At 63.1% G+C, this 25,784-nt stretch carries 27 protein-coding genes and 1 pseudogene; 13 read left to right on the top strand and 15 right to left on the bottom strand.

Features of this window, described 5'->3' with window-relative positions; translation table 11 throughout:
• Together AC3WKX_RS06720 and AC3WKX_RS06715 are read right to left on the bottom strand one after the other, a co-directional pair.
• Positions 1 to 1,421: aldehyde dehydrogenase family protein (locus AC3WKX_RS06720; RefSeq protein ID WP_102650955.1), on the bottom strand; the 1,421-nt coding region annotated here is incomplete at its 3' end.
• 13 nt (positions 1,422 to 1,434) lie between these two features.
• Positions 1,435 to 1,824: a c-type cytochrome gene (locus tag AC3WKX_RS06715; RefSeq protein WP_003212617.1), complete on the bottom strand. Its 390-nt coding sequence runs from the start codon at positions 1,822 to 1,824 to the stop codon at positions 1,435 to 1,437.
• A gap of 226 nt (positions 1,825 to 2,050) precedes the next feature.
• Between AC3WKX_RS06715 and AC3WKX_RS06710 the strand changes: the two genes are divergently transcribed.
• The 3 genes and pseudogenes from AC3WKX_RS06710 (at position 2,051) to AC3WKX_RS06700 (ending at position 5,568) form a co-directional block, all read left to right on the top strand.
• Complete coding sequence (locus AC3WKX_RS06710) at positions 2,051 to 3,373, top strand: alginate export family protein (RefSeq protein WP_102606083.1); 1,323 nt, start codon at positions 2,051 to 2,053, stop codon at positions 3,371 to 3,373.
• Positions 3,374 to 3,426: 53 nt separating this feature from the next.
• Positions 3,427 to 4,713, top strand: a pseudogene (locus tag AC3WKX_RS06705) (HAMP domain-containing protein); the annotation flags it as partial.
• Between the two features lie 24 nt (positions 4,714 to 4,737).
• Positions 4,738 to 5,568, top strand: a complete 831-nt coding sequence (locus AC3WKX_RS06700) for a methyl-accepting chemotaxis protein (protein ID WP_371132386.1) — start codon at positions 4,738 to 4,740, stop codon at positions 5,566 to 5,568.
• Positions 5,569 to 5,698: 130 nt separating this feature from the next.
• Here the strand turns inward: AC3WKX_RS06700 and hpaC are convergent, their stop codons facing one another.
• Positions 5,699 to 6,211 carry a 4-hydroxyphenylacetate 3-monooxygenase, reductase component gene (gene hpaC, locus AC3WKX_RS06695; RefSeq protein ID WP_003212611.1) on the bottom strand — a complete coding sequence of 171 codons (513 nt, stop codon included), beginning with the start codon at positions 6,209 to 6,211 and terminating at the stop codon, positions 5,699 to 5,701.
• A 219-nt stretch (positions 6,212 to 6,430) separates the two neighbouring features.
• On the opposite strand from hpaC, the gene AC3WKX_RS06690 reads away from it, so the two are divergent.
• Positions 6,431 to 7,036 (top strand): response regulator transcription factor, encoded by a 606-nt coding sequence (locus AC3WKX_RS06690; RefSeq protein ID WP_087695222.1) that lies wholly within the window; start codon positions 6,431 to 6,433, stop codon positions 7,034 to 7,036.
• Between the two features lie 147 nt (positions 7,037 to 7,183).
• Here AC3WKX_RS06690 and feaR (AC3WKX_RS06685) read toward each other — a convergent pair whose 3' ends face one another.
• The 9 genes from feaR (AC3WKX_RS06685) to AC3WKX_RS06645 all read right to left on the bottom strand — a co-directional run bounded on the left by feaR (AC3WKX_RS06685) (position 7,184) and on the right by AC3WKX_RS06645 (position 15,027).
• Positions 7,184 to 8,104 carry a transcriptional regulator FeaR gene (feaR, locus tag AC3WKX_RS06685; protein ID WP_023658728.1) on the bottom strand — a complete coding sequence of 307 codons (921 nt, stop codon included), beginning with the start codon at positions 8,102 to 8,104 and terminating at the stop codon, positions 7,184 to 7,186.
• A 60-nt stretch (positions 8,105 to 8,164) separates the two neighbouring features.
• Complete coding sequence (locus AC3WKX_RS06680; protein WP_102606081.1) at positions 8,165 to 9,115, bottom strand: PDR/VanB family oxidoreductase; 951 nt, start codon at positions 9,113 to 9,115, stop codon at positions 8,165 to 8,167.
• 100 nt (positions 9,116 to 9,215) lie between these two features.
• Entirely contained in the window at positions 9,216 to 9,956 is a 741-nt protein-coding gene (locus AC3WKX_RS06675) for an SDR family NAD(P)-dependent oxidoreductase (protein WP_003208858.1), read from the bottom strand.
• 139 nt (positions 9,957 to 10,095) lie between these two features.
• Positions 10,096 to 10,587 (bottom strand): aromatic-ring-hydroxylating dioxygenase subunit beta, encoded by a 492-nt coding sequence (locus tag AC3WKX_RS06670; protein ID WP_008431075.1) that lies wholly within the window; start codon positions 10,585 to 10,587, stop codon positions 10,096 to 10,098.
• Entirely contained in the window at positions 10,584 to 11,867 is a 1,284-nt protein-coding gene (locus AC3WKX_RS06665) for an aromatic ring-hydroxylating oxygenase subunit alpha (RefSeq protein ID WP_102606080.1), read from the bottom strand. The genes AC3WKX_RS06670 and AC3WKX_RS06665 overlap by 4 nt, the downstream gene beginning before the upstream one ends.
• Before the next feature lie 24 nt (positions 11,868 to 11,891).
• Positions 11,892 to 13,019, bottom strand: a complete 1,128-nt coding sequence (locus AC3WKX_RS06660) for an amidase (RefSeq protein ID WP_102606079.1) — start codon at positions 13,017 to 13,019, stop codon at positions 11,892 to 11,894.
• On the bottom strand, positions 13,016 to 13,486 hold the full coding sequence (locus AC3WKX_RS06655; protein WP_008431069.1) for a nuclear transport factor 2 family protein: 471 nt from the start codon (positions 13,484 to 13,486) through the stop codon (positions 13,016 to 13,018). Before AC3WKX_RS06655 ends, AC3WKX_RS06660 begins: the two co-directional genes overlap by 4 nt.
• A 3-nt stretch (positions 13,487 to 13,489) precedes the next feature.
• The gene (locus tag AC3WKX_RS06650; protein WP_003208867.1) at positions 13,490 to 13,861 is read right to left on the bottom strand and encodes a hypothetical protein; all 372 of its coding nucleotides are present in this window, start codon (positions 13,859 to 13,861) and stop codon (positions 13,490 to 13,492) included.
• Between the two features lie 17 nt (positions 13,862 to 13,878).
• A complete protein-coding gene (locus tag AC3WKX_RS06645; RefSeq protein ID WP_003208868.1) occupies positions 13,879 to 15,027 on the bottom strand; it encodes an acyl-CoA dehydrogenase family protein in 1,149 nt (382 codons plus the stop codon).
• Between the two features lie 211 nt (positions 15,028 to 15,238).
• Between AC3WKX_RS06645 and AC3WKX_RS06640 the strand changes: the two genes are divergently transcribed.
• The 6 genes from AC3WKX_RS06640 to AC3WKX_RS06615 all read left to right on the top strand — a co-directional run bounded on the left by AC3WKX_RS06640 (position 15,239) and on the right by AC3WKX_RS06615 (position 20,219).
• A complete protein-coding gene (locus AC3WKX_RS06640; RefSeq protein WP_102606078.1) occupies positions 15,239 to 16,363 on the top strand; it encodes a sensor histidine kinase in 1,125 nt (374 codons plus the stop codon).
• A gap of 344 nt (positions 16,364 to 16,707) precedes the next feature.
• Complete coding sequence (locus AC3WKX_RS06635; RefSeq protein WP_003208872.1) at positions 16,708 to 17,856, top strand: amine dehydrogenase large subunit; 1,149 nt, start codon at positions 16,708 to 16,710, stop codon at positions 17,854 to 17,856.
• Between the two features lie 12 nt (positions 17,857 to 17,868).
• Entirely contained in the window at positions 17,869 to 18,408 is a 540-nt protein-coding gene (locus AC3WKX_RS06630) for a MauE/DoxX family redox-associated membrane protein (RefSeq protein ID WP_003208874.1), read from the top strand.
• Positions 18,409 to 18,411: 3 nt separating this feature from the next.
• Positions 18,412 to 19,032, top strand: a complete 621-nt coding sequence (gene mauD, locus AC3WKX_RS06625; RefSeq protein ID WP_003208875.1) for a methylamine dehydrogenase accessory protein MauD — start codon at positions 18,412 to 18,414, stop codon at positions 19,030 to 19,032.
• Between the two features lie 19 nt (positions 19,033 to 19,051).
• Positions 19,052 to 19,573: a methylamine dehydrogenase light chain gene (locus AC3WKX_RS06620; protein ID WP_003208877.1), complete on the top strand. Its 522-nt coding sequence runs from the start codon at positions 19,052 to 19,054 to the stop codon at positions 19,571 to 19,573.
• Positions 19,574 to 19,697: 124 nt separating this feature from the next.
• On the top strand, positions 19,698 to 20,219 hold the full coding sequence (locus AC3WKX_RS06615) for a cytochrome C (RefSeq protein ID WP_102606077.1): 522 nt from the start codon (positions 19,698 to 19,700) through the stop codon (positions 20,217 to 20,219).
• Positions 20,220 to 20,349: 130 nt separating this feature from the next.
• On the opposite strand, the gene feaR (AC3WKX_RS06610) is transcribed toward AC3WKX_RS06615, so the two are convergent.
• The 3 genes from feaR (AC3WKX_RS06610) to paaY all read right to left on the bottom strand — a co-directional run bounded on the left by feaR (AC3WKX_RS06610) (position 20,350) and on the right by paaY (position 22,918).
• Positions 20,350 to 21,264, bottom strand: a complete 915-nt coding sequence (feaR, locus tag AC3WKX_RS06610; protein WP_003208881.1) for a transcriptional regulator FeaR — start codon at positions 21,262 to 21,264, stop codon at positions 20,350 to 20,352.
• Positions 21,265 to 21,340: 76 nt separating this feature from the next.
• Positions 21,341 to 22,264: a phenylacetic acid degradation operon negative regulatory protein PaaX gene (paaX, locus tag AC3WKX_RS06605; protein WP_003208883.1), complete on the bottom strand. Its 924-nt coding sequence runs from the start codon at positions 22,262 to 22,264 to the stop codon at positions 21,341 to 21,343.
• A gap of 63 nt (positions 22,265 to 22,327) precedes the next feature.
• Positions 22,328 to 22,918 carry a phenylacetic acid degradation protein PaaY gene (paaY, locus tag AC3WKX_RS06600; protein WP_003208885.1) on the bottom strand — a complete coding sequence of 197 codons (591 nt, stop codon included), beginning with the start codon at positions 22,916 to 22,918 and terminating at the stop codon, positions 22,328 to 22,330.
• A 361-nt stretch (positions 22,919 to 23,279) separates the two neighbouring features.
• Here paaY and paaG point away from each other — a divergent pair, with 361 nt between their 5' ends.
• From paaG to pcaF, 3 genes are read left to right on the top strand one after another with little or no spacing between them, the layout of a single operon-like run.
• Complete coding sequence (paaG, locus tag AC3WKX_RS06595) at positions 23,280 to 24,071, top strand: 2-(1,2-epoxy-1,2-dihydrophenyl)acetyl-CoA isomerase PaaG (RefSeq protein WP_003208887.1); 792 nt, start codon at positions 23,280 to 23,282, stop codon at positions 24,069 to 24,071.
• A 14-nt stretch (positions 24,072 to 24,085) separates the two neighbouring features.
• Positions 24,086 to 24,535, top strand: coding sequence for a hydroxyphenylacetyl-CoA thioesterase PaaI (paaI, locus tag AC3WKX_RS06590; RefSeq protein WP_008431049.1), 450 nt, complete (start codon positions 24,086 to 24,088; stop codon positions 24,533 to 24,535).
• A complete protein-coding gene (gene pcaF / locus AC3WKX_RS06585; protein WP_063029023.1) occupies positions 24,528 to 25,739 on the top strand; it encodes a 3-oxoadipyl-CoA thiolase in 1,212 nt (403 codons plus the stop codon). Before paaI ends, pcaF begins: the two co-directional genes overlap by 8 nt.
• The last annotated feature ends 45 nt before the right edge of the window (positions 25,740 to 25,784 follow it).

The following is a 25,784-nucleotide window of genomic DNA, read 5'->3' as shown; positions in this document are numbered from 1 at the left end:
ATCCCCGATTGCTTCACCCCGCCAAACGGCATCGCCGGGTCCAGCAACACATGCGCATTCACCCAAACAGTCCCCGCCTCGATCCGCGGCACCAGGTTCATCGCCTTACCCAGATCATTGGTCCAAAGACTGGCCGCCAACCCATACCGATTGTCATTGGCCAACTCAATCACCGCATCCTCATCATCAAACGCCATCACCCCCAACACCGGCCCAAACACCTCCTCCCGGGCCACCGCCATCCCATGATCGATATCCGCCAAAATCGTCGGCCGCACATAAAACCCCTCACCCGCAACCTCATCCCCACCGATCACCACCCGCGCCCCTTCAGCCCGGGCCTGCTCGATATGGCGCAGTACCCCTTGCTGCTGCTTGCGCGACACCAACGGATTAATCGCCGCCTCACCATCCATCCCCGCCCCCAACGGCATCGCCGACACCGCCGCCGCCAACCCCTCGACAAACCGGTCATACACCGAACGATGCACATAAAAGCGCGAAGCCGCCGCACACACCTGTCCGTTGTTCAGCAACCCACCCAGGATCGCCCCCTGGATCGCCTTATCAATATCCGCATCCGCCAACACGATCATCGGATTCTTGCCCCCCAACTCCAGGGCAAACCGCGTCATGTTCTCCATGCACGCCACCCCCACGCTCTTGCCCACCGCAGTCGAACCGGTAAACGACACCTTGCTCACCAACGGATGAGCAGTCAGAACGCCCCCCACCGAGGCCCCGCCGCCGGTCACCACGTTGAACACCCCCGCCGGAATCCCCGCCTCCAGCGCCAGCTCCGCCAGGCGCATCGCCGTCAGCGGCGTTTCCATCGCCGGCTTGATGATCACCGTGCACCCGGTCGCCAGCGCCGGCATCAATTTCCAGGCCGCAATCAGCAGCGGGAAATTCCACGGCACGATGCCCACCACCACGCCCACTGGCTCGCGCTTGGTGAACGCAGTAAACCTGGCCCCCGGCGGCAAAGGGATCGACACGTCAAAGGTCTGCCCTTCAATCTTGGTCGCCCAACCCGACATGTAGCGCATGAACTCCACCGTGGCGTTCAGATCCAGCCCCCGCGCCAGGTTGATCGACTTGCCCTGGCTCAGGGTTTCCAGCTGCGCCAGCTCCTCGGCATGGGTCTCAACCAACGCGGTGAAGTTCAGCAAAATCCGCTCACGGTCGGCCGGGCGCAATCCAGACCATACGCGGGACTTGAACGCCGCATGGGAAGACTGCACCGCCTGCTCCACCACGTGCAGCGGCGCGTCGAGGGTTTCGCACAGGGTTTGCCCGGTGGCCGGGTTGATCACCTTGATGTGTTCGCCCTCGGCAAATACCCATTGGCCATCGATAAAGCAGCCATGACGACGGTCCAGGAATGCAGCCACCTGCGGCAGGATTTCAACGTTGCTCATGATTCACCTGTATTCAATGCTGTTCTTTGAGAAAGCAGGCGACCGCTTGGCGATCGTCGGCCGAAGCCAGGCCCATGTAGGGCATGTAGGTGCCGGGCACAAACGCCTGGGGTTGGGTGATGAATTGCGCGATGGTCTCGGCTTGCCACTCGACGTTTTTGTCACGCATCGCCTGGGAGTAGCTGAAGCCCGCCAGGGAGCCGGATTTACGTCCGTAAACGCCCGCCAGGTTTGGCCCCATCATTGTCGCGCCGCCCTTCGCCACCGCATGGCACACGCTGCATTCGTTGGCGAAAACCTGGGCGCCACGGCTCTGGTCAGGGCTGCATTCAGCGGCGAATGCGCTGTGGGCCAGGACCAGCGACAGCAGGCCGGCCAGGGAAAATCTGTGTGCAGTGAACATAGAAAAACGACCTTGGAAATCATCGAAGTTGCCGACGATTGTCAGGGCTCAAGGTCGCTCGGGTTTTGCCCTGCGTGCCAGTCGTATTGGCCGGGCTGCCAAACCGTGGATTCTGGCAAGCACAGTCAAGTCTTTGGCAACCAGACAAAAGGCACGTCACTTCGCCAGCATTAGTATCGCGGCAGACCCCAACCCTGTGGTCATGAACAAGAATGGATGCCACACCATGCTCAAGTCCCCCTTGCTTCGTCTCTCGACCCTCGCGCTGATGATCGGCGCCAACCCGGCCGGCGCTTATGAGCTGTACGCCGATGACAGCAGTCATCTGAACACCACGCTGGAAGCGGTATTCGGTGCCTTCCACAGCCAGCAGAACTACAGTCAATCCGGCCGCCTGGCCAAGGGCTCCTCGTCCTGGCGCGAGGGCTACGTGAAGTACGGCCTGAGCTTCGACAAAAGCTTCAGCGGCGCCGGCACCACCTACGGTGCGGCCAACCTGCTGAGTTCCGGCACCTGGGGCGACGGCGATGCCGCAGGTTTCAGCGACGGTTCGGAGCGCACCACAAAATTCGAAGACGCCTACCTCGGCTGGCGCTCGGGCAAGTTGTTTGAGGCCCTGGGCGAGAATGGCGTGGACCTGTCCTTCGGCCGCCAGAACATCGTGGTCGGCGACGGTTTCCTGATTGACGGCGACGCGCTGAACTTCGGCAAGGGCGTGGCCGATGGCGACCTCAATCGCGGCGGCGGCTACTACATCGCCGCCCGCAAGGCCTTCGACGAAACCGCCGTGTTGCGCCTGGGCGGCAAGGACGGCTGGCGCAGCGACCTGATGTGGCTCAAGTCCGATAACCGTGCCCAGGCCAAGACCGAGATGTACGTCGCCACCCTCGAACACGTGGCCGCCGAAGGTACCGTGGGGCTGACGTACATCGACACCACCGACGTCGACAAGCAGTACGCCTCCCCCACGCAGCTGGAACGCGATGGCATGAAGACCTACAGCCTGCGGGCCACGGGCAATGCCGGGGTGACCAACCTGTTCCTGTCCGGCGAATACGCCTGGCAGGACAAGCCCCACACCGGCAACGAAGACGCCTGGTACCTGGAAGCTGGCTGGACCTTCTCCGACGTGACCTGGACGCCGTATGTGAGCTACCGCTACAGCCGCTTCTCGGAAGGCTTCGACCCGCTGTTCTACGGTTTCAGCCGTGGCTACGGCACCTGGTTCCAGGGTGAAGTGGCGGGCAACTACGCCGGGCCGTTCAACAACAACTCACGCATCCAGAACGTCACGTTCAAGGTTTCGCCCCTGCAGAACCTCAACGTCGGCGCGGTGTTGTTCGACTTCAAGACCATCGACCGCAACCTCGGCAACAGCGACGGCCACGAGCTGGACCTGTATGCCGAATGGCACGTCAACGACCACCTGACAGTGATGCCGCTGATCGGCCTGTACCAGCCGGACAAGAGCGCCGAGCAAGGCGGCACGCAGCTGGGCAACCACGATAAAAACCTCTACAGCCAAGTGGTGTTCGCCACTAACTTCTAAGCCCGGCCGGGGCGGTGGCGCCGCCATCGCCCCGCCTGGCCAAGGCCTTCGCAATGCACACGAAATTCCTCACGATCCAGAGCAAGATCGCCCTGCTCGCCGGCCTCTGCCTGTTATTGGTGGTCGGCCTGCTGATGAGCCTGTCGCTGTACCAGACCCACCAGAGCAGCCAGCACGTGGCCCAGGCCAGCAGCGACATGCTCGCTGCCGCCGCCAAGGAACACATGCAGGCCCTGGGGCAAGTTCAGGCCATGCAGGTGCAACGCACCTTCATGCAAACCCATGAATACGGCCAGGGCTTGTCGCGTTATGTGCTGTACCTGCGGCAACTGCAACAACAGGGCAAACTGACCCGCCCAGAGTTGCGCCAGGAGCTGAATACCCAGCTGCGCCAGGCCCTGGTCGACAAGCCCGACCTGCTCGGGATTTACGTCATTTTCGAAGCCAATGCCCTGGACGGTGACGATGCCCACTTCGTCGACCAGGCCGCCGTCGGCAGCAACGAGGCCGGGCGCTTCGCCCAATACTGGGTGCAGGCCACCCCGGGTGAACTGACAGCGGTAGTCGGCGACGAAGCGCTGCTGGCCAATACCTCGCCCGGCCCCAGCGGCGCGCCGTACAACGCCTTCTACACCTGCGCCCGCGACACCGCCAGGGCCTGTGTGCTGGAGCCGTATTTCGACGAGGCTTCCGGCAGCCGCAAGCTGGTGACCAGCATTGCGTTCCCACTGATGGAGCACGGCAAGGTGATCGCGGTGATTGGCCTGGACATCAACCTGGCGGCCTTGCAACAGGCCAGCCATACCAGCGCCGGGCAACTCTTCGACGGCCACGGGCAAGTCAGCATCGTCAGCCCCGAAGGCGTGATTTCCGCCTACAGCGAGGACGCCAGCCGCCTCGGGCAGCCGATCAGCGAAGTCATGCACGATGGCGCCCAGGTACTGGACGCGTTGCGCCAGGGGCAACCGCAAACCTTTGTCGATCAACAGCAAATCAAGCTACTCGAACCGCTGGCACCGATTGCCGGTGCCGCACCGTGGGGCGTTCTGGTGGGCGTGCCGCAGTCGGTGCTGCTGGCGCCGGTCACTGCGCTGCAACAGCAACTCGATGCCCAAGGGGTGAAAAGCACCGCCCTGGAACTGCTGCTGGGTGGCGGCTCGGCCCTGCTCGGCCTGCTGTTGATCTGGTACGCCGCGCTGCGCATCACCCGGCCGCTGCAAACCCTGACCCGGGTGATGGAGGACATTTCCCGGGGCGAAGGCGACCTGACGCGGCGGCTGGAGGTGCAATCCCGGGACGAGATCGGCCAGTTGGCCAGCGCCTTCAACCGTTTTGTCGAACGTATCCACCAGTCGATCCGCGAAGTGTCTTCAGCTGGGCTCGGGGTCAACCAGGTGGTCAAGCGGGTGTTGCTGGCCTCGAATTCCTCGCTGAACAACTTCGATGAACAGGCGACCCGCACCAACAGTGTCGCGGCGGCGATCAACGAACTGGGCGCCGCCGCCCAGGAAATCGCCCGTAATGCCTCCGATGCTTCGCAGCAAGCCTCCGGCGCCCGGCAACAGGCTGAGGACGGGCGCCAGGTGGTGGAGCGCACGATTGCCGTGATGAATGAACTGTCGGGCAAGATCAGCGCCTCGTGCGTGCACATCGATGCGCTGAATCACAAGACGGTGAACATCGGGCAAATCCTGGAGGTGATCAAGGGCATCTCCCAGCAGACCAATCTGCTGGCGCTGAACGCCGCCATTGAAGCGGCCCGGGCCGGTGAGGCCGGGCGCGGGTTTGCGGTGGTGGCCGATGAGGTGCGCAGCCTGGCCTATCGCACCCAGGAGTCGGCGCTGGAGATTCAGCAGATGATCGAAGAGCTGCAGGTGGGCGCACGGGAATCCGTCAGCACCATGACCGAGAGCCAGCAGCACAGCGAGGAAAGCGTGAGCATCGCCAACCTGGCGGGTACGCGGCTGGCCAGTGTGACGCAGAGGATTGGCGAGATTGATAACGTCAACCAGTCGGTGGCGGCGGCGACCGAGGAACAGACGTCGGTGGTGGAAGCGCTGAATGTGGACATTACCGAGATCAATATGCTGAACCAGGCCGGGGTGGAAAACCTGCAGTCGACGCTGCAGGCCTGTACCGAGCTTGAGCGTGAAGCGGAACGCTTGAATCAGCTGGTGGGCAGCTTTCGCATCTGACCAACAACTGCCCCGCAGGCCCCATGTGGGAGCGGGCTTGCTCGCGAAGACAGAGTGTCAGCCACTGAATAGGTTTCTGATACACCGCCTTCGCGAGCAAGCCCGCTCCCACATTTGATCTCCTGAACCTTCAGCAATGGGCGCCAGCATGCTCAATCCGGTGAAACAGCCGGTTGAAGTACACCAGACTGTCGCCCTGCCCCCGCACCCCAACCCGCGACAACTCCACGAACATCACCGAATGCGACCCTACCTCCTTGCACTCACTGATACGCCCTTCCAGCTGCACCAGCGCATCCCGCAGCACCGGCACCCCCGCCTCGCCTCCGTCCCACAGGTCCCAGGCAAACCGCTCCGCCATGGGCACCTGGGTCATCCCGGCAAAGTGCCGCGCCAGCTCTTCCTGCTCCCCGCACAGCACGTTCACGCACAGCTGCCCATTGGTACGGAACACATCATGGGTCGCACTCCCGCGGTTCACGCACACCAACACCGTGGGGGGCGAATCCGTCACCGAGCACACCGCACTCGCCGTGATCCCGCAACGCCCGCCCGGGCCGTTGGTGGTGATGATGTTCACCGCGGCCGGCAGTTGCGCCATGGCGTTGCGAAAGTCGATTTGCTGCTGGCTCAGGTCGGCCATGTCGGTGCCCCTTTACGGTCCGTGGGTGATGCCACAAGACTAAGACGCCCCGTGCGGCGCGACCATTCAGACGATCCCCATGCCGACTAGGTGGTTTCTTTATCGTCAGGGCCGTTCACACTGGGTATTCTGCTGGCAAGGCTCCACAGATGAGCCAATGTCCGCCGCAGCGTGCCCGCGTGCGAAAACAACAATTAGAAATTCTCGTGGCAGTCCCTGATGGAAATTCGCACACCGATTGTTTACATCGTTGATGACGACAAAGACCTGCGTACCTCGCTGGCCTGGCTGCTGGAGTCGGTCAGCGTAAAGGCCCAATGTTTCGCCGGGGCCGAAGAGTTCCTTGAGCACTACGACCCGCGCCAGCCCGCCTGCCTGGTGCTGGACGTGCGCATGCCGCAGACCAGCGGCTTCCAGTTGCAGGAGATCCTCAACCGGCGCGGCAGCACCTTGCCGACCATCTTCGTGTCGGCCCACGGCGACATACCGATGTCGGTCACCGCAATGAAAAACGGCGCGCTGGATTTCGTCGAGAAGCCCTACAACCCGCAACAGATGATCGACCGCATCCAGGCCGCGCTGAAGACCGCTGTACAGGCCCAGGCCGACCAGGAACAGCGCGAGCACCTGCAAGGCAAGCTGGCGCTGCTGACGAGCCGGGAGCGAGAAGTGTTGATGCTGGTGGTGGACGGCAAGGCGAGCAAGGTGATTGCCCGCGAGCTGAACATCAGCGTGAAGACCGTTGACGTGCACCGCACCAAGATCAAGGAAAAGATGGGCGTGACCAGCATCGCCATGCTGGTCCGCGAGGTGCTGTATCCGTAGCGCGCGATGATTGAATGTGGGAGCTGTCGAGCCTTGGCGAGGCTGCAAAGGGATCGCGGCGGTGTACCTGTCAGACCGAGTGGCCTGCATCGCGGGCAAGCCCGGCTCCCACAGGAAAATGCATTCCAGGTTCGGGAGCGGCACGCATCAATGATGGCTATAGCGCTTGCGGTACTCGCCCGGTGACACGCCGAAGCGCGACTTGAACGCCGATGAGAAGTAGCTGGAGTCGGAGAAGCCCCAGGCATAACAGAGTGCCGACAGCTTCTGCTCCGCCGGCGAATGGCGCAGGGTTTCGGCGCAGAAATCCAGGCGTCGGTGCTTGATGTATTGCGCCACCACCAGCCCGCGCTTGGAAAACATCCGGTACAGCCCGCGCACCGACACCCCGACTTCCCGGGCGATCAGCTCGGGGCAGAGTTCTTCGGCGCCGATGTGCGCATCGATGTAGGCGATGGTCTTGCGAAACTGCCGTTCCTGGGTGTCCACGCCGTTGTCCCGGGCGCTGATCCCCGGCAGCAGCAGGCTGACCAATGCATCCAGCACGGCTTCGCTTTCCTGCATGCCCAGGTCGTTTTGCTGGCGGGTGTCGAGCACCATCTGGCTGGCCATCAGCGCCAACGGCGTGCGCGCCGAGATCCGCGTCGCGCAGTTGACCGCCGTGAAGTGCGAACCGCGCTCCACCACCTGGCGCGGCAGGATCAGCGACAATTGCCGGGAGTTGTCGTGGTAGGTCATGTCACTGGGGCGGCAGGCGTCGATCAGGGCGATGTCACCGCAGCCCAGTTGCGCACGGTTGTCGCCCTGTTCCAGCTGCGCGCTGCCCTGCAACTGGAACACCGCGTAGTAGTGCCCTTCATTGCCCGTACTGACTTCCTTGCTGCTGCGATACAGATGCACCTGGGCCATATCGACCACGCTGAGCTTGATCGCGCCGCTGCGAAACTCGCTCAATTCCCCATAAAACCCCGCGCCCAGGGCGCGGGCATCGAAGCGTCCACAGGCCTGGTTAACCTGCTGCAACCAACGCTCGAACGATTCGTTACGTTGCACCGTTGAACTCATCATGACCGCAAGGCCTCACGTTTTTTATTTTTTTGGTCCCAGCAATCTTACGGGTAGCGCCGATCAAATATCCAATACCAGACGAGCGGAAACCGCCCGGGAAACACACGCGCAAATCTGCCGGTTGGCGGCCTTCTCCTTGGTCGACAGGCAATTGTCACGGTGCTCGGGCACGCCTTCCAGCACCTCGACAATGCAGGTGCCGCAGAGGCCTTCGCGGCACTCGGTGTCGATGTCGCAACCGTGGGCCTGCAATACGTCCACCAGGCTGGTATTCGCCGGTACTTGCAGCACCACGCCGGAGCTGGCCAGCTCCACCTCGAAACCACCGCTGGGCCCGACATTCGCCGCTGGGTCGGCCTGGAAGTGCTCCAGGTGGATCGCTTCCTCGGGACGGCTGCGGGCCGCCACTTCCACCACCTTGTGCATGAACGGTGCGGGGCCGCAGGTGTAGACGTGGGCAGCCGCGCCCGCCTGCTCCAGGCAGGCGCTCAAGGCCGCATCCAGCGCGCCCGGCTCGACGCCATAGTGAAACTGCACATGCTCGCCGAATGTATCGGCCAACAGCTGGGTAAACGCCGCGTACTGCGCCGAACGTGCAAAATAGTGCAGGCGCCACGGCTGGCCGCTGTCGGCCAGTCGATAGGCCATGCTCAACAGCGGCGTCACCCCGATACCGGCGGCAAACAGCGCATGGGCCGGCGCCTCCGGGTCGAGGCGGAACAGGTTGCGCGGCGCGCCCATCTCCAGCTCCATGCCCTCCTGCACCTGCTCATGCAGGGCCAGGGAGCCGCCACGGGATTGCGCCTCTTTCTTCACCGCCACCAGGTACGCGCGGCCATCGTGGGGCGGGCTGCACAGCGAATACTGGCGGGTGACGCCGGTTGGCCCGGTGAGGTCCACATGGGCCCCGGGCTCATAACTGTCGAGGGGCTGGCCGTCACTGCGCACGAGGCGAAAGGAACGGATATCCAGCGCTTCATCGACGATGCGTTCGATCTTCACCTTCATCATTGCAGCACCTGAATCCTGTTGTTTCGGTTGAACGCTAACCTGTGGCGAGGGAGCTTGCTCCCGCTGGACTGCGCAGCAGGCCCACTCTCTTCGGCGATGACTAGCGCATGAACAGCCCGCCGTTGATGTCCCAGCACGCGCCCGTGATCGAGGCGGCGTGGTCGGCGATCAACAGCAGCACGGTGTCGGCGATGGTGTGCGGGTCGCCGAGGGTGCCCGTCGGGATAATCTTGAGGATCTGCTCCAGGCGCTCCGGCGCCACGGTTTCGCGCACCACCGGCAAATCAAGCGGGCCTGGCGAAATGCTGTTGACCGTCACGCCCCGGGGCGCCAGTTCACGGGCGAAGACCTTGGTCAGCGTAGCCACGCCGCCTTTGGCTGCGGCGTAATGCGCGCCAGTGGCAGTGCCGCCGTTTTGCCCGGCGAGGGAGGCGATATTGACGATGCGCCCGAACCCTCGTTCGGCGAAATGCGCACCAAACACCTGGCAGGCCACGAACGTGCCCCGCAGGTTGATCGCCATCGATTCGTCGAACTCCTCGGGTGTGATGTCCATCAGCGCCGCAACTTTCGACACCCCGGCGTTGTTCACCAGGATATCGGTGCCGCCCCAGCGCTCGCTGAGCAGGTCCCGGGCGCGAATAAAATCGGCCTTGTTGCGCACATCCAGCTCGATGGCGACGGCGGTTTCGCCGCGGTTGTCGAGTTCAGAGGCCAGGCGCTGCACGCCGTCCAGGTGCACATCCGCCAGGCCCACGCGGTAGCCTGCGGCGTGCAGGCGCCGGGCGATGCATTCGCCGAGGCCACGGGAGGCGCCGGTTACAAGCGCGATTCGGTTCATCAGGATGTCCTCATCTCAACTGTGGGAGCGGGCTTGCTCGCGAATGCGGTGTGTCAGTCAATGCATGTGGCGACTGATCCACCGCATTCGCGAGCAAGCCCGCTCCCACATTGGTTTTGTGTCGTTGTTTGAATCGTGCTTACAACAGAAAGCCGAGTGCACTCAGGCTGTCGGTGGAATTGATCAGCCGCACCACCTTGCGCTCCAGGGTCGCGACCCCGGCGCTGAACCGGATGCGGTAATTCAGGTCGGCCACGAACGGCGTGTGTACTCCGCGCTTGTAGGCGTACAGCAGCTGCGCACAGTTAACCTCCACCACCTCGCCCGCCGCTTCCACCAGGGTGAATCGCGACACACTGCGCACGGTTTTCGCCGCATCCACCGCCGACGGTGAATACCCCGCCGTCAGCCGTTCGATGCGCAGGTCACGCATGCGCGCATCGTCATAGGCATAGTTGAGGTTGGCTTCAAAATCCTCGGTGTCCGGATCGATCGGCACGACGTAGCGCCCGCTCTCGCTCCACAACGCGGCCCATTGCACGTAGTCCTTGTGGTCCAGCAGTTCGGCTTCACGCCAGATGAATTCGATGGCCTGGGCCAGCGGTGCGGTAAAACCAGTCAGGGTGTTCATTGGCTCATCATCCTTTTCCACATGTCATAGGCCCCGCGCATGCCGCCTTCATCAGTGGCGTGGGATACCTTGTCGCCGTTGTCGGCCAGCACTTCGCGGTTCAGGCCACGGTTGACCAGGATCGGTGCGTCCACGCCGGCATACGAGCCGCGTTGCACCCGGTCCCAGGCCTCGGCGTCGTCGGGGCTGCCAAAGCCGAACGGGCCCTGGAAGTGTTCGTGGATGCGCAGGCGCTCGCGGTTGGCAACCTGTGGGCCGCCCTCCATGCCCAGGGCGACGTGACGGATTTCGGTCTCGGTGACCGACACCGGGCGCAGCACCCGGAAGAACGACATCGACATGGCGACATTGGGAAACAGGTTGAGGTTGAACCCGGCGCCGTGCAGCGAGCGCACGATGCGTCGCACCTGGGCCGGCTCCATGGTTTTCGACAGTTCTTCGGTGACGTGGGCGAAACGCTCCTGCAACTGCTCGGTACCGTCGTCGTGGTCCAGGTCGACATGCTCGGGCACCATCACCATCACGCTGTGGCCATTGCCCAGGGAATGGGTGACGGCCTGCTCGTCGGTCATAAACGAGAGCATTTCCGAGGTCTCGGCGTCCACCGACGACATGAACGACTTGTGCACGATCGGGAAGTGGTAGCCGTCGGTGGTGTTTTCCAGCTGGATCTTCCAGTTGCCCTTGAAGCTGAACTTGTGTTCGCCCTGGGTCTTGATCGGGTAGCCGGCGCCCTGCTTCATGAACAGGTCCATCCAGTGTTTGGCGCCGCCGAGAAAGTCGGCCAACGGTTCGATATCGTCGTTGTAGCTGGCGAATACCATCCCGGCGTAGCTGTCCACCCGCAGGCTGGTCAGGGGTAACTCGGACTTTTCCAGGATGCCTTCGTAGCCGTCCGGGTAAGGCAGCGCCCGCAGCTTGCCGTCCAAACCATAGGACCAGCTGTGATACGGGCAGGTGAAGCCGGTGGCGTTGCCCTTGTGCTTCTCGCAAACCGTGGCGCCACGGTGGCGGCAGCGGTTTTCCAGCACGTTGATCGCGCCTTTCTTGTCGCGCACCACAATCACCGGGCGCCGGCCAATGGTCGCGGTCTTGAAGTCGCCGCTGTTGCTCACTTCGCTTTCATGGGCGACCCAGACCCAGGTGCGGTAGAAGATCTTTTCCAGTTCGGCCTCGAACAGCGCCGGGTCGTTGTACAGCGAGACGTCGACGCGATCGTGCTTGACCAACTCGTCGAGGCTTTTCGATTTGGCAATCAGCCGGTATTCATGGGTACTCATGGAGCCCTCCTCAAGGCGTTGTTCTTATTGGCGAGCCGTGATGCTCTGTTGCAGTTGTGCGCCGAGGGCACACACCCATTCGTCCTGGCCCTTGCGGCCGACAATCTGCAGCCCGACCTTCAGCCCGCTGTCGGCCAGGGTCACCGGCACCGTCAGCGCCGGGTGGCCGCTGAGGTTGAATGGCCGCACCAATGGCGTCATGCGGGCCACGGCCTGGCTGCCGTTGCGGGCTTCGGCCAGGGTCGGCGGCAGGTCTGGCATCGTCGGCAGCAGCAACACGGAGAATTCTTCGAGCGCGGCGTCCACCTGATGACTGAAGCGGGTGCGCACGACTTCGGCTTCGGCCAAATCAGCAGCGCTGGTGCGGCTGGCAGCCAACAAGCGTTGTTCGACATCCGCACCGATCAGGCCCTTGCCGGTGAGGTGACCGAAGGCTGCCCAGTTTTCGACGTTAATCACCGTAAGGCCGGCGCCGAACGCCGTGTCAAAGTCGTCCAGATGCAGACGCTGCTGACGCCAGCCGGCCGCGTCGACGGCAGCCATCAGGCTCGCCTTCAGCCACGGCTCACAGGCCACATCCAGAAAGCCCACCGGCACGCTGCCGGACGGCGCCGCCTGTGCCTGGAAACCCGGGCAAATCACCTGCATCGCGGCAATCAGGTCCTGCATGTTCGCGGCAAACGGCCCGACGCAATCGAGGCTGGATACCGCCGGTTGCGCGCCAATGCGGCTGACTCGGCCATAGGTCGGTTTCAACCCGGCAATCCCGCAGCACGCCGCCGGCACCCGCACCGAGCCGCCGGTGTCGGTACCAATGGCGATATCCGCCAGGCCCGCCGCAACCGCCGCGGCCGAACCGCTGGAGGAGCCGCCCGGCACCCGGTCCGGCGCCTGGGGATTGACGGGCGTACCGCTCCAGTCGTTGATGCCGGTGACGCCAAATGCCAGTTCATGCAGGTTGGTCTTGCCGACGATCTGCCAGCCGGCATCCAGGACCGCCTGCACCACGTGCGCATGCCGGGTCGCCGGCGGAGCATCGGCAAAGGCACGACTGCCCGAGCGGGTCGGATACCCGGCGATGTCGATGGAATCCTTGATGGCCACGCGTCGGCCGCTGCCACCGAGTAAAAATTCGCTGACGAAGGTACTCATGGGTTCACCCCCAACATGCTATTGAACAGGCGCTGCGTACGGAAATGCGCGATCAGCCAGGTGCCGTCGACACGGCGAAAATCGATGGTCAGCCGCGTGCCGAACAACTCGCTGCGCTGGTCGGCGTAGGTGGAAATCTGTTGCATGATCCACTGCCCTGCAGCCGCGCTGCCGTCTACCTGGATCGACTCACTGGTGAGGTAATGCAGGTTCAGCGCAAAGTGTTCCGACGGTGGCAGGTAGCTGCCGACAAACGCCGCCACCGCGTCGCGCCCCCGATGCTGGCCGAAGGTCTGCGCGGTACTTGTGCCAATGCCTTCCCACACCGCATCCACGGTGAACAACTCGGCCAACTCGCGAACGTTGGTCGCCGCCCGGGGCACGTCGCACAGGTCCATGTAGCGCGCCATCAAGCGCCTTACCTGGCTCTCCCCTTCAAGGGTTTCAACACGCTGCAACAGGTCCATGGCTCACACCCTGGCCGCTTCGGGAATGGTCAGCGGGCGGCCGATCCGTGCTTCGACCTTGGCGTAGCGCCACAGGCTGTATTCACCCACCGGCGTGGTACGGAACAGGTTGCAGGCGTCGATCACCGACTGGTGGCAGTCGACGTCGGCCATGATGTAGACGGTCCACGGCGAGGTGGTCGACGGGCCGACCATCAAGCGGTCGTCATCCATCGCCCCCAGCACGTTGATGCCCGGCATGGCGCCGAGGTCGCCCATCATCTGGCTGAAGCCTTTCCACACGCTCAGGCCTTCGCCGGTAGGCAGGTCGAAAAAGTTCTGGGTGATGCCGATGCAGAAGACGACGCGCAGCGGTTCTTGAGTGGCTTGGGACATGGGTTGATCCTTGAAAGTCAGATGTAGCCAGGAAATGGAGGGACGCCTAGGAACACCGAGCCCGCGCCGTCGTACAGGCCTTCGCTGAGGAAGGCGTGCTGGGTCACCACCATGGCGTCGCGCAGGTAGCGTTGCAGCGGGTGGCGCAGGTAGATCGCGGTGGTGCCCGCCAGGCTGTAGGCGCTCTGCACCACGGCGGCGCCGGCCTGGGACACGTGAATGGCGGTCAGGCGCAGCAAGCTGGTTTGCTCGGCCGTGACCGGGTTGCCGGCGAGGATCGAGTTCCACACTTGTTCGGTGGCGCCGTAGAAAAAGCCCCGAGCGGCGCTCAGCCGGGCTTCGGCCTTGGCGATTTCGATGCGCACGTAGGCGCGGTCCGCCAGTTTCGGTGCGCCGGTGATGCCACTGCCGCTGGCCATGGCGCTGATTTCATCGAGGGCCGCGCGGGCCAGGCCGAGGTTGACCACCGCCAGCACCTGGGCGGCGTAGGCAATCGAGGGATAACGAAACAGCGGCTCGTCGATGGTGGCGGCGCCGCCACGGATGAAGGTCCAGCGCTCGTCGATGTATTGGTCGGTAACTCGCAGGTCATGGCTGCCGGTGCCCTTGAGGCCGACCACGTCCCAGTTTTCGATGATTTCAACCTGGCCGGGCTTGAACACGGCAGTGCGTGGCTTGCCGCCCGCCGCACCGATGCCCACGCCCAGCAGGTCGGCGCCTTTGCAGCCGCTGGCAAACTTCCAGGTGCCGTTGACCTGCCAGCCGCCCTCGACGGTTTCCGCCGGCTGCAACGGGAACAGGCCACCGGCAAACACCAGATCGGGGCTGTCGGCATACAGTTCGGCGAGGGTTTCCTGGGGCAAGGCCGCAAGATAGACGCCGGCGCTGCCGAAGCTGGCGACCCAGCCGGCAGAGCCATCGGCTTCGGATATGCGCTCGATCATCTGCAAGAACGTTGCGGGGGCCAGGGCATCGCCGCCGAAACAACGGGGCGTGGCCGCCCGGTAGATGCCCACCTGCTTGAAGCGTTCGATCATGTCCCGTGGCACGTGGGAGCCGGCGTCGAACTCGTCGCGGCGCTGGCGCACTTCATCGAGCACCTGCTGGAACAGCGTGGGCTGCACGTCGGGTAAAGCGTCTGGTTGCACGAGGGCCGAACGCAGCATGGGCTTTCTCCGTTGTAGTTGTTATGGACGCCGTGTCGGGCGTTGATAGGTCCAGTGTAAAAAGCCCGACCACCGTCAACTATTGGGGCGTGCAGCCCACCGGCTAAAGAAATCCCCTAGTGCGCCCCCGATTACTTCTGAGCGTGCCCGCGGATGCAAACCGGTATAACTTGCCACCGTAGTCGTCCCCTCCACCGCCAAGGGCTACGCGATGTACCTACCCAATAACAATGATTTCCACACCCTGATCGAAGCCATGCCGATCTGCACCATCCTTCACGATGCGCAGAGCAAGGACATCCTCTGGGCCAACACCGCGGCGCTGTCGGCGCTGGGGTTTACCCTGGAAGAACTGATCCCGCTCAAGGCCCCGGACATGACCCGGGACGCACCGAAGTACAAGCGCTCCATCGGCCTGCGTTGGCTCGAGCGCGCGGCCCGCAGTGGCCAGCGCACCATCGAGTGGTGTTATCGCTCCAAGGCCGGGGTGGAGATTCTTTCGGAAGCGGTCGCGACGCTGGTGCACCTGGACGGGCGCGACGTGCTGATGGTGCAGTTCCGGGATATTTCCCGGGAAGACAAGGTGAAGCGGGACCTGATCCGCGCTGAGGAAGCCCGGCGTGTCAGTGAACAGCAGCTTGAATACCTGGCCCGATACAACGCCATGGGCGAGATGGCGGTGGCGATTGCTCATGAGTTGAGCCAGCCACTGGCGGCCACGCGCAATTTTATCGAGGGGGTTTTGATTCGTCTGGGCGATACCCACAGTGCCGACCAGGAGGTGAACTGGGGGCTGCAAAGTGCCGTGCGGCAGGTCGAGCATGCGTCAACGATCATCAAGAGTGTGCGTGATTATGTGGTCAAGCTGGAGCAGAGCGCGGAGTGGGTGGACCTCAATGAGTTGCTGCAGGAAACCCGATATTTCATCAGCCTGCGGGCCGAGCCGAGTCAGGTGCGGCTGGAGATCGTCCCGAGCGCGCAACCGCTGATGGTGCAGTGCGAGAGGGTGCTGATTGGGCAGGTGATTCTGAACCTGGCGTTCAATGCCATTGAAGAGATGAGTGAGCTGCCCGTGGAGCGTCGGGTGCTGCGGTTGCATGCCTGCCGGGATGGAAACGTGGCGCGGTTGAGTGTCGAGGATTGTGGGCGCGGGATTCAGGCCGTGGCGCGGGAGAAAATCTTTGACGGGTTCTTTTCGTCGAAGGTGAGTGGTAACGGGATTGGGCTGGCGTTGTGCAAGAACATCATTGGTCGGCATCAGGGGGATATCTGGGCGCAGAATCTGGAGCCGTGTGGGGCGGTGTTCAGTTTTTCGTTGCCTTTGGTGGGGTCGTGAGATTGGGGCATTTGCGAAGCGGCTTTTCTGTAGGAGCCGGCTTGCCGGCGAAAAACGTGAGGTCGCCGCGTTTATTCAGGATGCCAACGTCATCGTTAACGACCATCGCCGGCAAGCCAGCGCCTACAGGGCTGTTCAAAAGTGAGCCGCTGCAAGAGCGGAACCCGTTTCTGCCATAACAAAAATAACCGATATACCCCCCTCCCCAAACCATTGGCACAGACACACAACCACTTGGCAGACACAACAATTCTTGCAATCGCCCCACAAGGCAGAATCCACTTGCAAGAATCTGCCAAAGCACCCGCGATTAGCAAAACACAATAATTCAGGGAGTGCCCCTAATGCGAAGCAACAGGATCAACGTACAGTCAGCGCTGGGTCTGGGCCTGCTTGTACTCGGCTTGAACAGCGCCCAGGCGGATTTACCGCCAGACACCATCGGCCAGACCACCCTGGCCTTTCCACCGGAAGCCCACCGCGCATTCGTGGTAGACGTCGAATTCGAAAGCTTCGTGGTCGGCCGCGTCACCGTGGTAGATCCCGACAAGAAGCGCGTCCTCGGCATGGTCCCCACCGGCTTCGCCGCGCCCTCGGCCCTGAGCCACGACCAGAAGACCCTGTACAGCGCCGACATCTACTATTCCCGCGGCACCCGGGGCGATCGCACCGATGTGCTCACCGCCTGGGACAGCTCCAGCCTGTCGCCCGCCTGGGAAGTGCTGATCCCGAACAAACGCGCCGAATCCCTGACCCAGCGCTATGGGCTGAAGACCAGCGGCGATGACCGCTTCGTCTACGTCTACAACTTCACACCCTCCACCTCGGTGACCGTGGTCGACACCCAGTCCCGCTCCGTCACCGCCGAAATCGCGATCCCGGGCTGCGTACTCAATTACCCGGTCGGCACTCGCCGCTTCGCCTCCCTGTGCGGTGACGGCAGCCTGCAAGTGGTGACGCTGAACGAGCAGGGCCAGGAAACCTCGCGCAACCGCACGCACTTCTTCGACCCCAACGCCGAGAAGCTCAACGAACGCGCGGTGAACGTGGGCGACACCTACTACTTCACCACCACCACCGGCACCATCCGCCCGGTAGATTTCTCCGGCGATGAGCCGAAAATCCTGCCGTCCTGGTCACTCACCACCGACGCGGAAAAGAAAACCGGCTGGGCCCCGGGTGGCTGGCAGTTGATGGCCGTGGCACCGAAACTCAACCGCATGTACGTGCTGATGCACGACAACCACGAGCCGATGAAGTGGGAAGACCCGAGCACCATCATCTGGGCCTACGACCTCAAGACCATGAAGAAGATAGCCACCCTGGAAGCCCCGACCCCGGTCTGGAGCATGCAGGCCACCGGCGACGACAAGCCCCTGTTGCTGGGCGCCGACGTCGAAGGCGGCTTGCAGATCTTCGACCTCAAGACCAATAAACTCACCGGTAGCATGGCCAAGGTAGCGAAGACCGCGACCCAGATCATGAGCTACTAAAGAGGTTCGGCCATGCATATCGACCCGATCTTCATCATTGCCAGCGCCCTCGCCATCGCGGTGTTGCTGGCCAGTGCCGCGACCCACAAGTTGCGCGCACCGGCACGCTTCGCCCGGCAACTGGCCGATTACCAATTGCTGCCAGAGGCAGTGACTCGCCCCGCCGCCCGGGTAATCCCGGTGCTGGAACTGGTGATTGCCTTTGCCCTGCTGGTGCCGGCCAGCCGTTCCTGGGCCGCCCTCGGCGCCGCCGGCCTGATTGCACTGTACGCCGCCGCCATTGGCATCAACCTGTGGCGCGGCCGCCGGGACATCGACTGCGGCTGCGCAGGCCCCGACCAGGCGCAGCCGTTGCGGCCGATCCTGCTATTGCGCAACGGCGCACTGGTGGCCGTGGCCCTGCTGGCCAGCGTGCTGCCGATTGCCCGTGACCTGGGTTTTTTCGACGGCTTCGTGACCGTCGCCGCCAGCGCCGTCGCGCTGCTGATTTACGCCGCAGCCGATGGCCTGCTGGCGAACTCCCCTCTTCTGCTCAAACTGATTGGTAGGTGATCAATGGAAGGCCTTATTGTTTCCAACGTACTGCTGTGGGTACTGCTGCTGGCGCTGGCGTTTGCCGTGATGGGCCTGGTGCGCCAGATTGGTGTGCTGCACGGGCGCATCGCCCCGGCCGGCGCACTGATGGTCGACAAGGGCGTGGCGGTGAATGAGCCGGCCCCGCAAGTCACCGCTTCCGACCGTAAAGGCCGCCCGGTGAACTTCGGCTATGCCGGTGAGAAGAACCAGTTGCTGTTCTTCCTCTCGCCCACCTGCCCGATCTGCAAATCCCTGTTGCCGGCGATCAAGTCCATCGCCAGGGAACAGGCTGACCGACTCGATGTGGTGTTTATCAGCGACGGCGACATGGAAGCCCAGCACGCGCTGATCACCGAACACAAGCTGGACGACGTCACCTACGTGGTCGGCCCGGAAGTCGGCATGACCTACCAGATCGGCAAGCTGCCGTATGCCGCGCTGATCGACAAGAGCGGCACCTTGCGCGCCAAGGGCCTGGTCAATTCCCGCGAGCACCTGGACAGCCTGTTCGAAGTCGAACACCTGAAAAGCGCGACGCTGCAGGAATACCTCAACAGCCAGCCGCAGCCCCACGACCACAGCCACGGCCATAGCCACTGATTAAGGCAGGGAGACTCTCATGAAATTGCTGGATCTGTTATTCGAGCGCTCGACCCGTCGCCTGGCCGACACCACGTCGCGACGCAAACTGTTGGCCCGTATGGGTTCGCTGATGGTCGCAGGCGCCGCGTTGCCCCTGCTGCTGCCCCTGGACCGCACCAGCAAGGCGCTGGCTGCCGATAACCCGAAAGCCGGTGACCCGGGCGACCCGAACAGTTGCGACTACTGGCGCTACTGCTCCATCGACGGTTTCCTGTGCAGTTGCTGTGGCGGCTCGGTGACCTCCTGCCCACCGGGCACCGAGGCGTCCCAGGTGACCTGGATCGGCACCTGCCGCAACCCGGCGGATGGCAAGGACTACATCATTTCCTATAACGACTGCTGCGGTAAGCAAAGCTGCGCCCAGTGCGCGTGCACGCGTAACGACAGTGAGGAACCGGCATACCGGCCGTTCAACAACAACGATGTGAACTGGTGCCTGGCGGCCAAATCCCACATCTACCACTGCACGGTCTCGATCATTCGCGGCGTCGCGGTTTAACTCACCCTTGTGGCGAGGGAGCTTGCTCCCGTTGGAGTGCGAAGCGCTCCCAAAGATCTTGGGGCCGCAGCACAGCCCAACGGGAGCAAGCTCCCTCGCCACAGGTCAGTGCAAGAGGCTTGTCATGCGTACGTTGTTTTTGCTGAGCTTGATGTGTGTCTTCGCCACCCCGCTCGCCCAGGCTCGGGCCATTCCCAATCCAAACCAGAAGCACGCACCGGGCAATGAGTCGCCGCAAACGCCGATCGCCCAGGCCGGGTACAGCGTGGCGACCAACTATCAGCTGCAGTGTGCCGGCTGCCATCTGGGCAGCGGCATGGGCTCGGCGGCCAACGACACACCGAGGATGACCGGGTTTGTCGGCAACTTTCTGAAGGTGCCAGGCGGGCGGGAGTTTTTGGTACGGGTGCCGGGGATGTCGCAGTCGGCGCTGAACGATGGGCAACTGGCGGATTTGCTGAACTGGCTGATGCGCCCGGACGGGATGGCGGGCAAGAGTACGCCGGTGGATTACAAGCCCTATAGCGCTGCGGAAGTGACTGAGTTACGGCAGAAGGCGATGCTCAATCTGCCGGGCACAAGGGCGGGGTTGATCAAGGAAATGCGGGCGCAAGGGATTGCGATTGAAGACGGAATGCCCAACTGAACGAAACGCGATCCAAATGTGGGAGCGGGCTTGCTCGCGAATGCGGTGTGTCAGTCACCCAATGCATCATCTGAACCACCGCATTCGCGAGCAAGCCCGCTCCCACATTTTTGATCGGCGTTTCCCCTGATCAGGCGTGTTGTTTGCGGTACTCACCCGGCGCAATGCCGAACCGTGACTTGAACGCCGTCGAAAAATAACTCGAATCCGAAAACCCCCACGAGTACCCCAGCACCGAAAGCTTTTCCTCCACCCTGGATTGGCGCAGGGATTCAGCACACAAATCCAGCCGTCGGTTCTTGATGTACCGCGCCACCACCAGGCCCTTGCGGGCAAAGATCCGGTACAGCCCGCGCACCGACATCCCCACCTCCCGCGCCAGCCACTCGGGGCACAGCTCTTCGGAGCGAATGTGCTGGTCAATGCACTCCAGCGTCTTGCGGAACACTCGCTCATGGGCGTCGCTGCCCTCGCCCGCCTGGCTGATCGCCGGGCGCAGCAGGTTGATGATCGCCTCCAGCGTCGCCTCGCTTTCCTGCAAGGTCAGGTTGTCTTGCCGGGTAGCCTCCAGAATCAGCTGCCGGGACAGCATCGCCATCGGCGACGTCGCCTCGATCCGGTGCCCGCATTTGACCGGGTTGAAACGCAAGGTCTGCTCCACCAGGTACGACGGCAGGATCAACGACAACTGCCGCGAATTCTCGCTGTAGGTGAAGTCGCTGGGGTGCGCCGCATCGATCAGGGTAATGTCGCCGGCGCGCAACAGCGCCTTGCTGTCACCCTGGGCCATGCCGGCCGTGCCGTCGAGCTGGAACACGGCAAAGTACTTGCCGCCCTCGCCCGCCGCGATTTGGCTGGGGGTACGAAACAAGCGAGCCTGGCAGGCGTCGACAAAGCTGAGTTTCAGCGCGCCGCTCTGGTACTCGCGGATCTGCCCGGAAAAACCATCCCCCAGGATCTGCCCATCGAATGCGCCACAGATCTGATTGATCTGATGGATCCATTGGTCGAACCCATCACAGCGCTGTGCAATTGAAGACATCATGTTCAGGCCTCACGCAGGCTTATTTTTATTCTCTACGCCACATCACTCCACCCGTTCTCCTGAACAGCGTCGCTCCTTATTTCAGGCCTCCGAACCGCCGGTAAAAGCTTTCGCCAACGTCCGGCAACGGGCCGTCGGCAGTTTCCAGCGCGCTGTTCAGCCATTCCTCGGCCTTGGCGTAGATCAACCGGTAAATATTGCGGCACAACTGGCGGGCGGCGCGGCCTTCCCAATCGCCGGGGAGCAATTCATCGGGTAATTGCGGGTCGCGCAGCAGCAGTTTGCGGTACTCATGGATAAGCAGGACCCGTGCCAGGAAACAATCCGCAGGCTGTAGCTGTTCCTGCTCGCGAAGCGCTTGCCAGAGCGGTCGGAACAGTTGGATGAACTCGCTGTAATGGGCCGCCAGCTCCTCGATGTTCCAGCTCTCGCGCACCTGCACCCGCAGGGCCTTGGAGGCCAGTACATCCTGGGCGGTGGTTTCGAAGACGATGGTGTCTTCCTGGGCGCCGAGGTCGAGCAAGGTGGCGTTGACGTCGGCGCGGTCGCTGCGTGGGCAGGCCAGCACGGTCGGGGCAATCGCACCAAAACCTTGCCACTCCAGCTCTTCACGCACTTGTTTGCGCTTGTCCTGGGTCAACTGCGTGAGCATCACCAGGCACCACGAGCCATCCCATGCCGGCACGCTGGAGCTGTAGACCCGCTTGAAGGCCTTGTCGAAGCGCCGACGCCCGGCACCGGTCAGGCTGTAGTAGCTGCGGCGCCCGACTTTTTCGGCAGTCAGCCAGCCTTCCTTGGTCAGGCGGAAGATCGAGGTGCGGATCAGCCGTTCATTGATGCCGATGGGTTCGAGCAACTGGATCAGGCTGCCCAGCCACACCGTCCCGCCGTGGGGTTCGATGGCGTCCCCGTACAAGGTGATGATCAAGGAACTGGCGCGAATCGGCGTCTGCTCCTGGAAGCGGGTAATCAGTTGGTTCAGGGGTGTCAGTGACGACATGGGCGTACCGAGGCAAAAAAAGAGAAAATATACCGTTTTTAGCGGCGTCGGGATGCAGGCGATTCATCTGCCCTTGGGCCGCAGGCCGCTGTCGCTGATGCGTGGGCGATCAGCTTCCGGTGCGCTCAGGGGTGCGCATTCCTGCATCTGCTCCAGGCAACGCTGAGCCAGGCGCTGGTATTCACGGGTGCCGGTTTGTTTCCAGTGCACCTCTTCATCACTGAGGCTGCGCTTGACGCTGGCCGGCGCGCCCATCACCAGCGACTGCTCAGGGCACTCGAAACCGGCTTTGACGAACGCCGCCGCCGAGACGAATGAGCGAGCGCCGATACGGGCGTTGTCCATCACCACCGCATTCATGCCCACCAGCGCATCGGTGCCGATCCGGCAACCGTGCAGCACGGCGCCGTGGCCGATATGGCCGTTGCGCTCGACCACCGTATCGCTGTCCGGGAAGCCGTGCATCACACAGGTGTCCTGCAGGTTGGCGCCTTCTTCGAGGACGATGCGCCCGAAGTCGCCGCGCAAACTCGCCAGCGGCCCTACATAGCAATGGGGGCCGATGATCACGTCGCCGATCAGTACCGCCGAGGGATGGACGTAGGCCGTGGGGTCGACCACCGGGGTCAGGCCGTCGAGGCTGTAGCAAGTCATGGGGATTCCTTTTATGGCGTATTCGCAAAGCGATGCCGATCTTGGCTTATTTTGTATCACATCATTTTTACAAGCACAAAGCTGAAAAAGCGTATCGCTTGAATCATGTGTCGCCGTGGCTTGATACGGTGCCGCTGATAATCGACGTAAAGCCAATAAAATAGAGGATTTATCAGGTATTTACCGACCAGCACAGCGAGCAGTTCATTTTCATCAAACTCAAAACAAGACACACCAAATCAATTTTATCGTTGCGTTTATGTATCACGTTAAAGCTATACTCCGGCAAAACCGGCTGACCACGCCGATCCAATAATGAGCCGGCTGACCGCCGAGCGTGCACCGTGAGGGCCTCACGACCATGAACTTCGAACACATCCTGTTTTCCATCGAGGCCGGCGTCGCCCTGCTCAGCCTCAATCGCCCCGACCAGCTCAACAGCTTCAACACGCAGATGCACGGCGAAGTCCAGCAGGCGTTGAAGCAAGTCCAGGAAAACCCCGACGTGCGCGTGCTGCTGCTGACCGGTGAAGGCCGCGGCTTTTGCGCCGGGCAAGACCTCAGCGATCGCAACGTGGCACCCGGCAGCGCGGTGCCGGACCTGGGCGAATCCATCGAGAAGTTCTACAACCCGCTGATCCGCCAACTGCGCGACCTGCCTTTGCCGGTGATCTGCGCGGTCAACGGCGTGGCGGCCGGTGCCGGCGCGAACATCCCGCTGGCCTGCGACCTGGTGCTGGCAGCACGCTCGGCGAACTTCATCCAAGCCTTCTGCAAGATCGGCCTGATCCCCGATTCCGGCGGCACCTGGACCCTGCCGCGCCTGGTGGGCATGGCCCGCGCCAAGGCGCTGGCCCTGCTGGGCAACCGCCTGAGCGCCGAGCAGGCCGAGCAATGGGGCCTGATCTACCGCTGCGTGGACGACGCCGAATTGCGCAACGAAGCCCTGACCCTGGCCCGCCACCTGGCCACGCAACCGACCTACGGCCTGGCGCTGATCAAGCGCAGCCTGAACGCCAGCCTGAGCAACAGCTTTGACCAACAGCTGGAGCTGGAGCGCGACCTGCAACGCCTGGCCGGGCGCAGCGAGGATTACCGCGAAGGCGTCGCCGCCTTCATGGAAAAACGCAGCCCAAGCTTCAAGGGCCGCTGAAAGGAGCGCACCACATGACCAACCATGAAGCCATGAACCTGGCCAACCAGTGCGCCCAGGCCATGTTCAGCCGCGATGCCGCCAGCCAGGGCATGGGCATGCGCCTGCTCTCGGTGGCGCCGGGTTGCGCACGACTGGGCATGAGCGTGCGCGCCGACATGATCCAGGGCCACGGCACCTGCCACGGCGGCTACCTGTTTGCGCTGGCGGACTCGGCATTCGCCCTGGCCTGCAACAGCTACAACGACGCCACCGTGGCGCTCGGCTGCAGCATCGACTACATCGCCCCGGCCCACCTGGGCGACACCTTGAGTGCCGATTGCCGCGAGCAAAGCCGCTCGGGTCGCACCGGCAACTACGACGTCCGTATCGAAAACCAACTGGGCCAGCTGATTGCGCTGTTCCATGGCAAATCCTACAAAGTGCGCGGCACGGTGCTGGCGCAGGAGAATCCGAATGAATGACGCCTTGATCATCGACGCAGTCCGCACCCCGATCGGCCGCTACGCCGGCGCCTTGAGCAGCGTGCGCGCCGACGACCTCGGAGCGGTGCCGCTGCGCGAACTGCTGCGCCGCCACCCGCAAGTGGACTGGAGCAGCGTCGACGATGTGATCTACGGCTGCGCCAACCAGGCCGGCGAAGACAACCGCAACGTGGCGCGCATGTCGGCGCTGCTGGCCGGGCTGCCGGTGAGCGTGCCGGGCACCACCCTCAACCGTCTGTGCGGCTCGGGGCTGGACGCCATCGGCAGCGCGGCCCGGGCGATTCGCTGTGGCGAGGCCGGCTTGATGCTGGTGGGCGGCGTGGAATCGATGTCCCGGGCACCGCTGGTAATGGGCAAGGCCGAACAGGCGTTTTCCCGCGATGCGCAGCTATACGACACCACCATTGGCTGGCGCTTCGTCAACCCGCTGATGAAAAAGGCCTACGGGATCGACTCGATGCCGGAGACCGCTGAAAACGTCGCCGAGCAGTTCAATATCTCCCGTGCCGACCAGGACGCGTTTGCCCTGCGCAGCCAGCAACGTGCAGCCGCCGCCCAGGCCAGCGGGCGCCTGGCCAGGGAAATCGTCGCGGTGGAAATCCCCCAGCGCAAAGGCCCGGCCAAGGTGGTGGAACACGACGAACACCCCCGCGGCGACACCACCCTTGAACAACTGCAGAAACTCGGCACGCCATTCCGCGAGGGTGGCAGCATCACAGCCGGCAATGCATCCGGGGTCAACGACGGCGCCTGCGCCCTGCTGCTGGCCAGCGCGGAAGTTGCCAAGCGTCACGGCCTGGTCGCCCGCGGCCGGGTGGTGGCGATGGCCACCGCCGGCGTGGAACCGCGCATCATGGGCATCGGGCCGGTGCCGGCGACCCGCAAGGTGCTGGAACTGGCCAACCTGAGCCTGGCGGACATGGACGTGATCGAGCTCAACGAAGCCTTCGCCGCCCAGGGCCTGGCGGTGCTGCGCGAGCTGGGCCTGGGGGACAACGACCCACGGGTGAACCCCAACGGCGGCGCCATCGCCCTCGGCCATCCACTGGGGATGAGCGGCGCACGGCTGGTAACTACCGCCCTGCATGAATTGGAGGAACGTGGCGGCCGCTACGCCCTGTGCACCATGTGCATCGGCGTGGGCCAAGGCATCGCGCTGATCATCGAGCGCCTGTCCGACTAAAGATTCGCGATTCCCGGGGAGCCTAGCGGTATCCTTGGGGCATGC

The sequence above is a fragment of the Pseudomonas sp. GP01-A4 genome (assembly GCF_058780865.1).
The sequence above is the reverse complement of the archived record's forward strand: the minus strand, read 5'-3'. Positions and strand labels throughout refer to the sequence as shown.

Excerpts from the sequence above, each read along its gene's own strand:
- AC3WKX_RS06715 (WP_003212617.1), bottom strand. The coding sequence starts at position 1,824 with ATGTTCACTGCACACAGATTTTCCCTGGCCGGCCTGCTGTCGCTGGTC.
- AC3WKX_RS06710 (WP_102606083.1), top strand. The coding sequence starts at position 2,051 with ATGCTCAAGTCCCCCTTGCTTCGTCTCTCGACCCTCGCGCTGATGATC.
- hpaC (WP_003212611.1), bottom strand. The coding sequence starts at position 6,211 with ATGGCCGACCTGAGCCAGCAGCAAATCGACTTTCGCAACGCCATGGCG.
- AC3WKX_RS06690 (WP_087695222.1), top strand. The coding sequence starts at position 6,431 with ATGGAAATTCGCACACCGATTGTTTACATCGTTGATGACGACAAAGAC.
- feaR (WP_023658728.1), bottom strand. The coding sequence starts at position 8,104 with ATGATGAGTTCAACGGTGCAACGTAACGAATCGTTCGAGCGTTGGTTG.
- AC3WKX_RS06680 (WP_102606081.1), bottom strand. The coding sequence starts at position 9,115 with ATGATGAAGGTGAAGATCGAACGCATCGTCGATGAAGCGCTGGATATC.
- AC3WKX_RS06675 (WP_003208858.1), bottom strand. The coding sequence starts at position 9,956 with ATGAACCGAATCGCGCTTGTAACCGGCGCCTCCCGTGGCCTCGGCGAA.
- AC3WKX_RS06670 (WP_008431075.1), bottom strand. The coding sequence starts at position 10,587 with ATGAACACCCTGACTGGTTTTACCGCACCGCTGGCCCAGGCCATCGAA.
- AC3WKX_RS06665 (WP_102606080.1), bottom strand. The coding sequence starts at position 11,867 with ATGAGTACCCATGAATACCGGCTGATTGCCAAATCGAAAAGCCTCGAC.
- AC3WKX_RS06660 (WP_102606079.1), bottom strand. The coding sequence starts at position 13,019 with ATGAGTACCTTCGTCAGCGAATTTTTACTCGGTGGCAGCGGCCGACGC.
- AC3WKX_RS06655 (WP_008431069.1), bottom strand. The coding sequence starts at position 13,486 with ATGGACCTGTTGCAGCGTGTTGAAACCCTTGAAGGGGAGAGCCAGGTA.
- AC3WKX_RS06650 (WP_003208867.1), bottom strand. The coding sequence starts at position 13,861 with ATGTCCCAAGCCACTCAAGAACCGCTGCGCGTCGTCTTCTGCATCGGC.
- AC3WKX_RS06645 (WP_003208868.1), bottom strand. The coding sequence starts at position 15,027 with ATGCTGCGTTCGGCCCTCGTGCAACCAGACGCTTTACCCGACGTGCAG.
- AC3WKX_RS06640 (WP_102606078.1), top strand. The coding sequence starts at position 15,239 with ATGTACCTACCCAATAACAATGATTTCCACACCCTGATCGAAGCCATG.
- AC3WKX_RS06635 (WP_003208872.1), top strand. The coding sequence starts at position 16,708 with ATGCGAAGCAACAGGATCAACGTACAGTCAGCGCTGGGTCTGGGCCTG.
- AC3WKX_RS06630 (WP_003208874.1), top strand. The coding sequence starts at position 17,869 with ATGCATATCGACCCGATCTTCATCATTGCCAGCGCCCTCGCCATCGCG.
- mauD (WP_003208875.1), top strand. The coding sequence starts at position 18,412 with ATGGAAGGCCTTATTGTTTCCAACGTACTGCTGTGGGTACTGCTGCTG.
- AC3WKX_RS06620 (WP_003208877.1), top strand. The coding sequence starts at position 19,052 with ATGAAATTGCTGGATCTGTTATTCGAGCGCTCGACCCGTCGCCTGGCC.
- AC3WKX_RS06615 (WP_102606077.1), top strand. The coding sequence starts at position 19,698 with ATGCGTACGTTGTTTTTGCTGAGCTTGATGTGTGTCTTCGCCACCCCG.
- feaR (WP_003208881.1), bottom strand. The coding sequence starts at position 21,264 with ATGATGTCTTCAATTGCACAGCGCTGTGATGGGTTCGACCAATGGATC.
- paaX (WP_003208883.1), bottom strand. The coding sequence starts at position 22,264 with ATGTCGTCACTGACACCCCTGAACCAACTGATTACCCGCTTCCAGGAG.
- paaY (WP_003208885.1), bottom strand. The coding sequence starts at position 22,918 with ATGACTTGCTACAGCCTCGACGGCCTGACCCCGGTGGTCGACCCCACG.
- paaG (WP_003208887.1), top strand. The coding sequence starts at position 23,280 with ATGAACTTCGAACACATCCTGTTTTCCATCGAGGCCGGCGTCGCCCTG.
- paaI (WP_008431049.1), top strand. The coding sequence starts at position 24,086 with ATGACCAACCATGAAGCCATGAACCTGGCCAACCAGTGCGCCCAGGCC.
- pcaF (WP_063029023.1), top strand. The coding sequence starts at position 24,528 with ATGAATGACGCCTTGATCATCGACGCAGTCCGCACCCCGATCGGCCGC.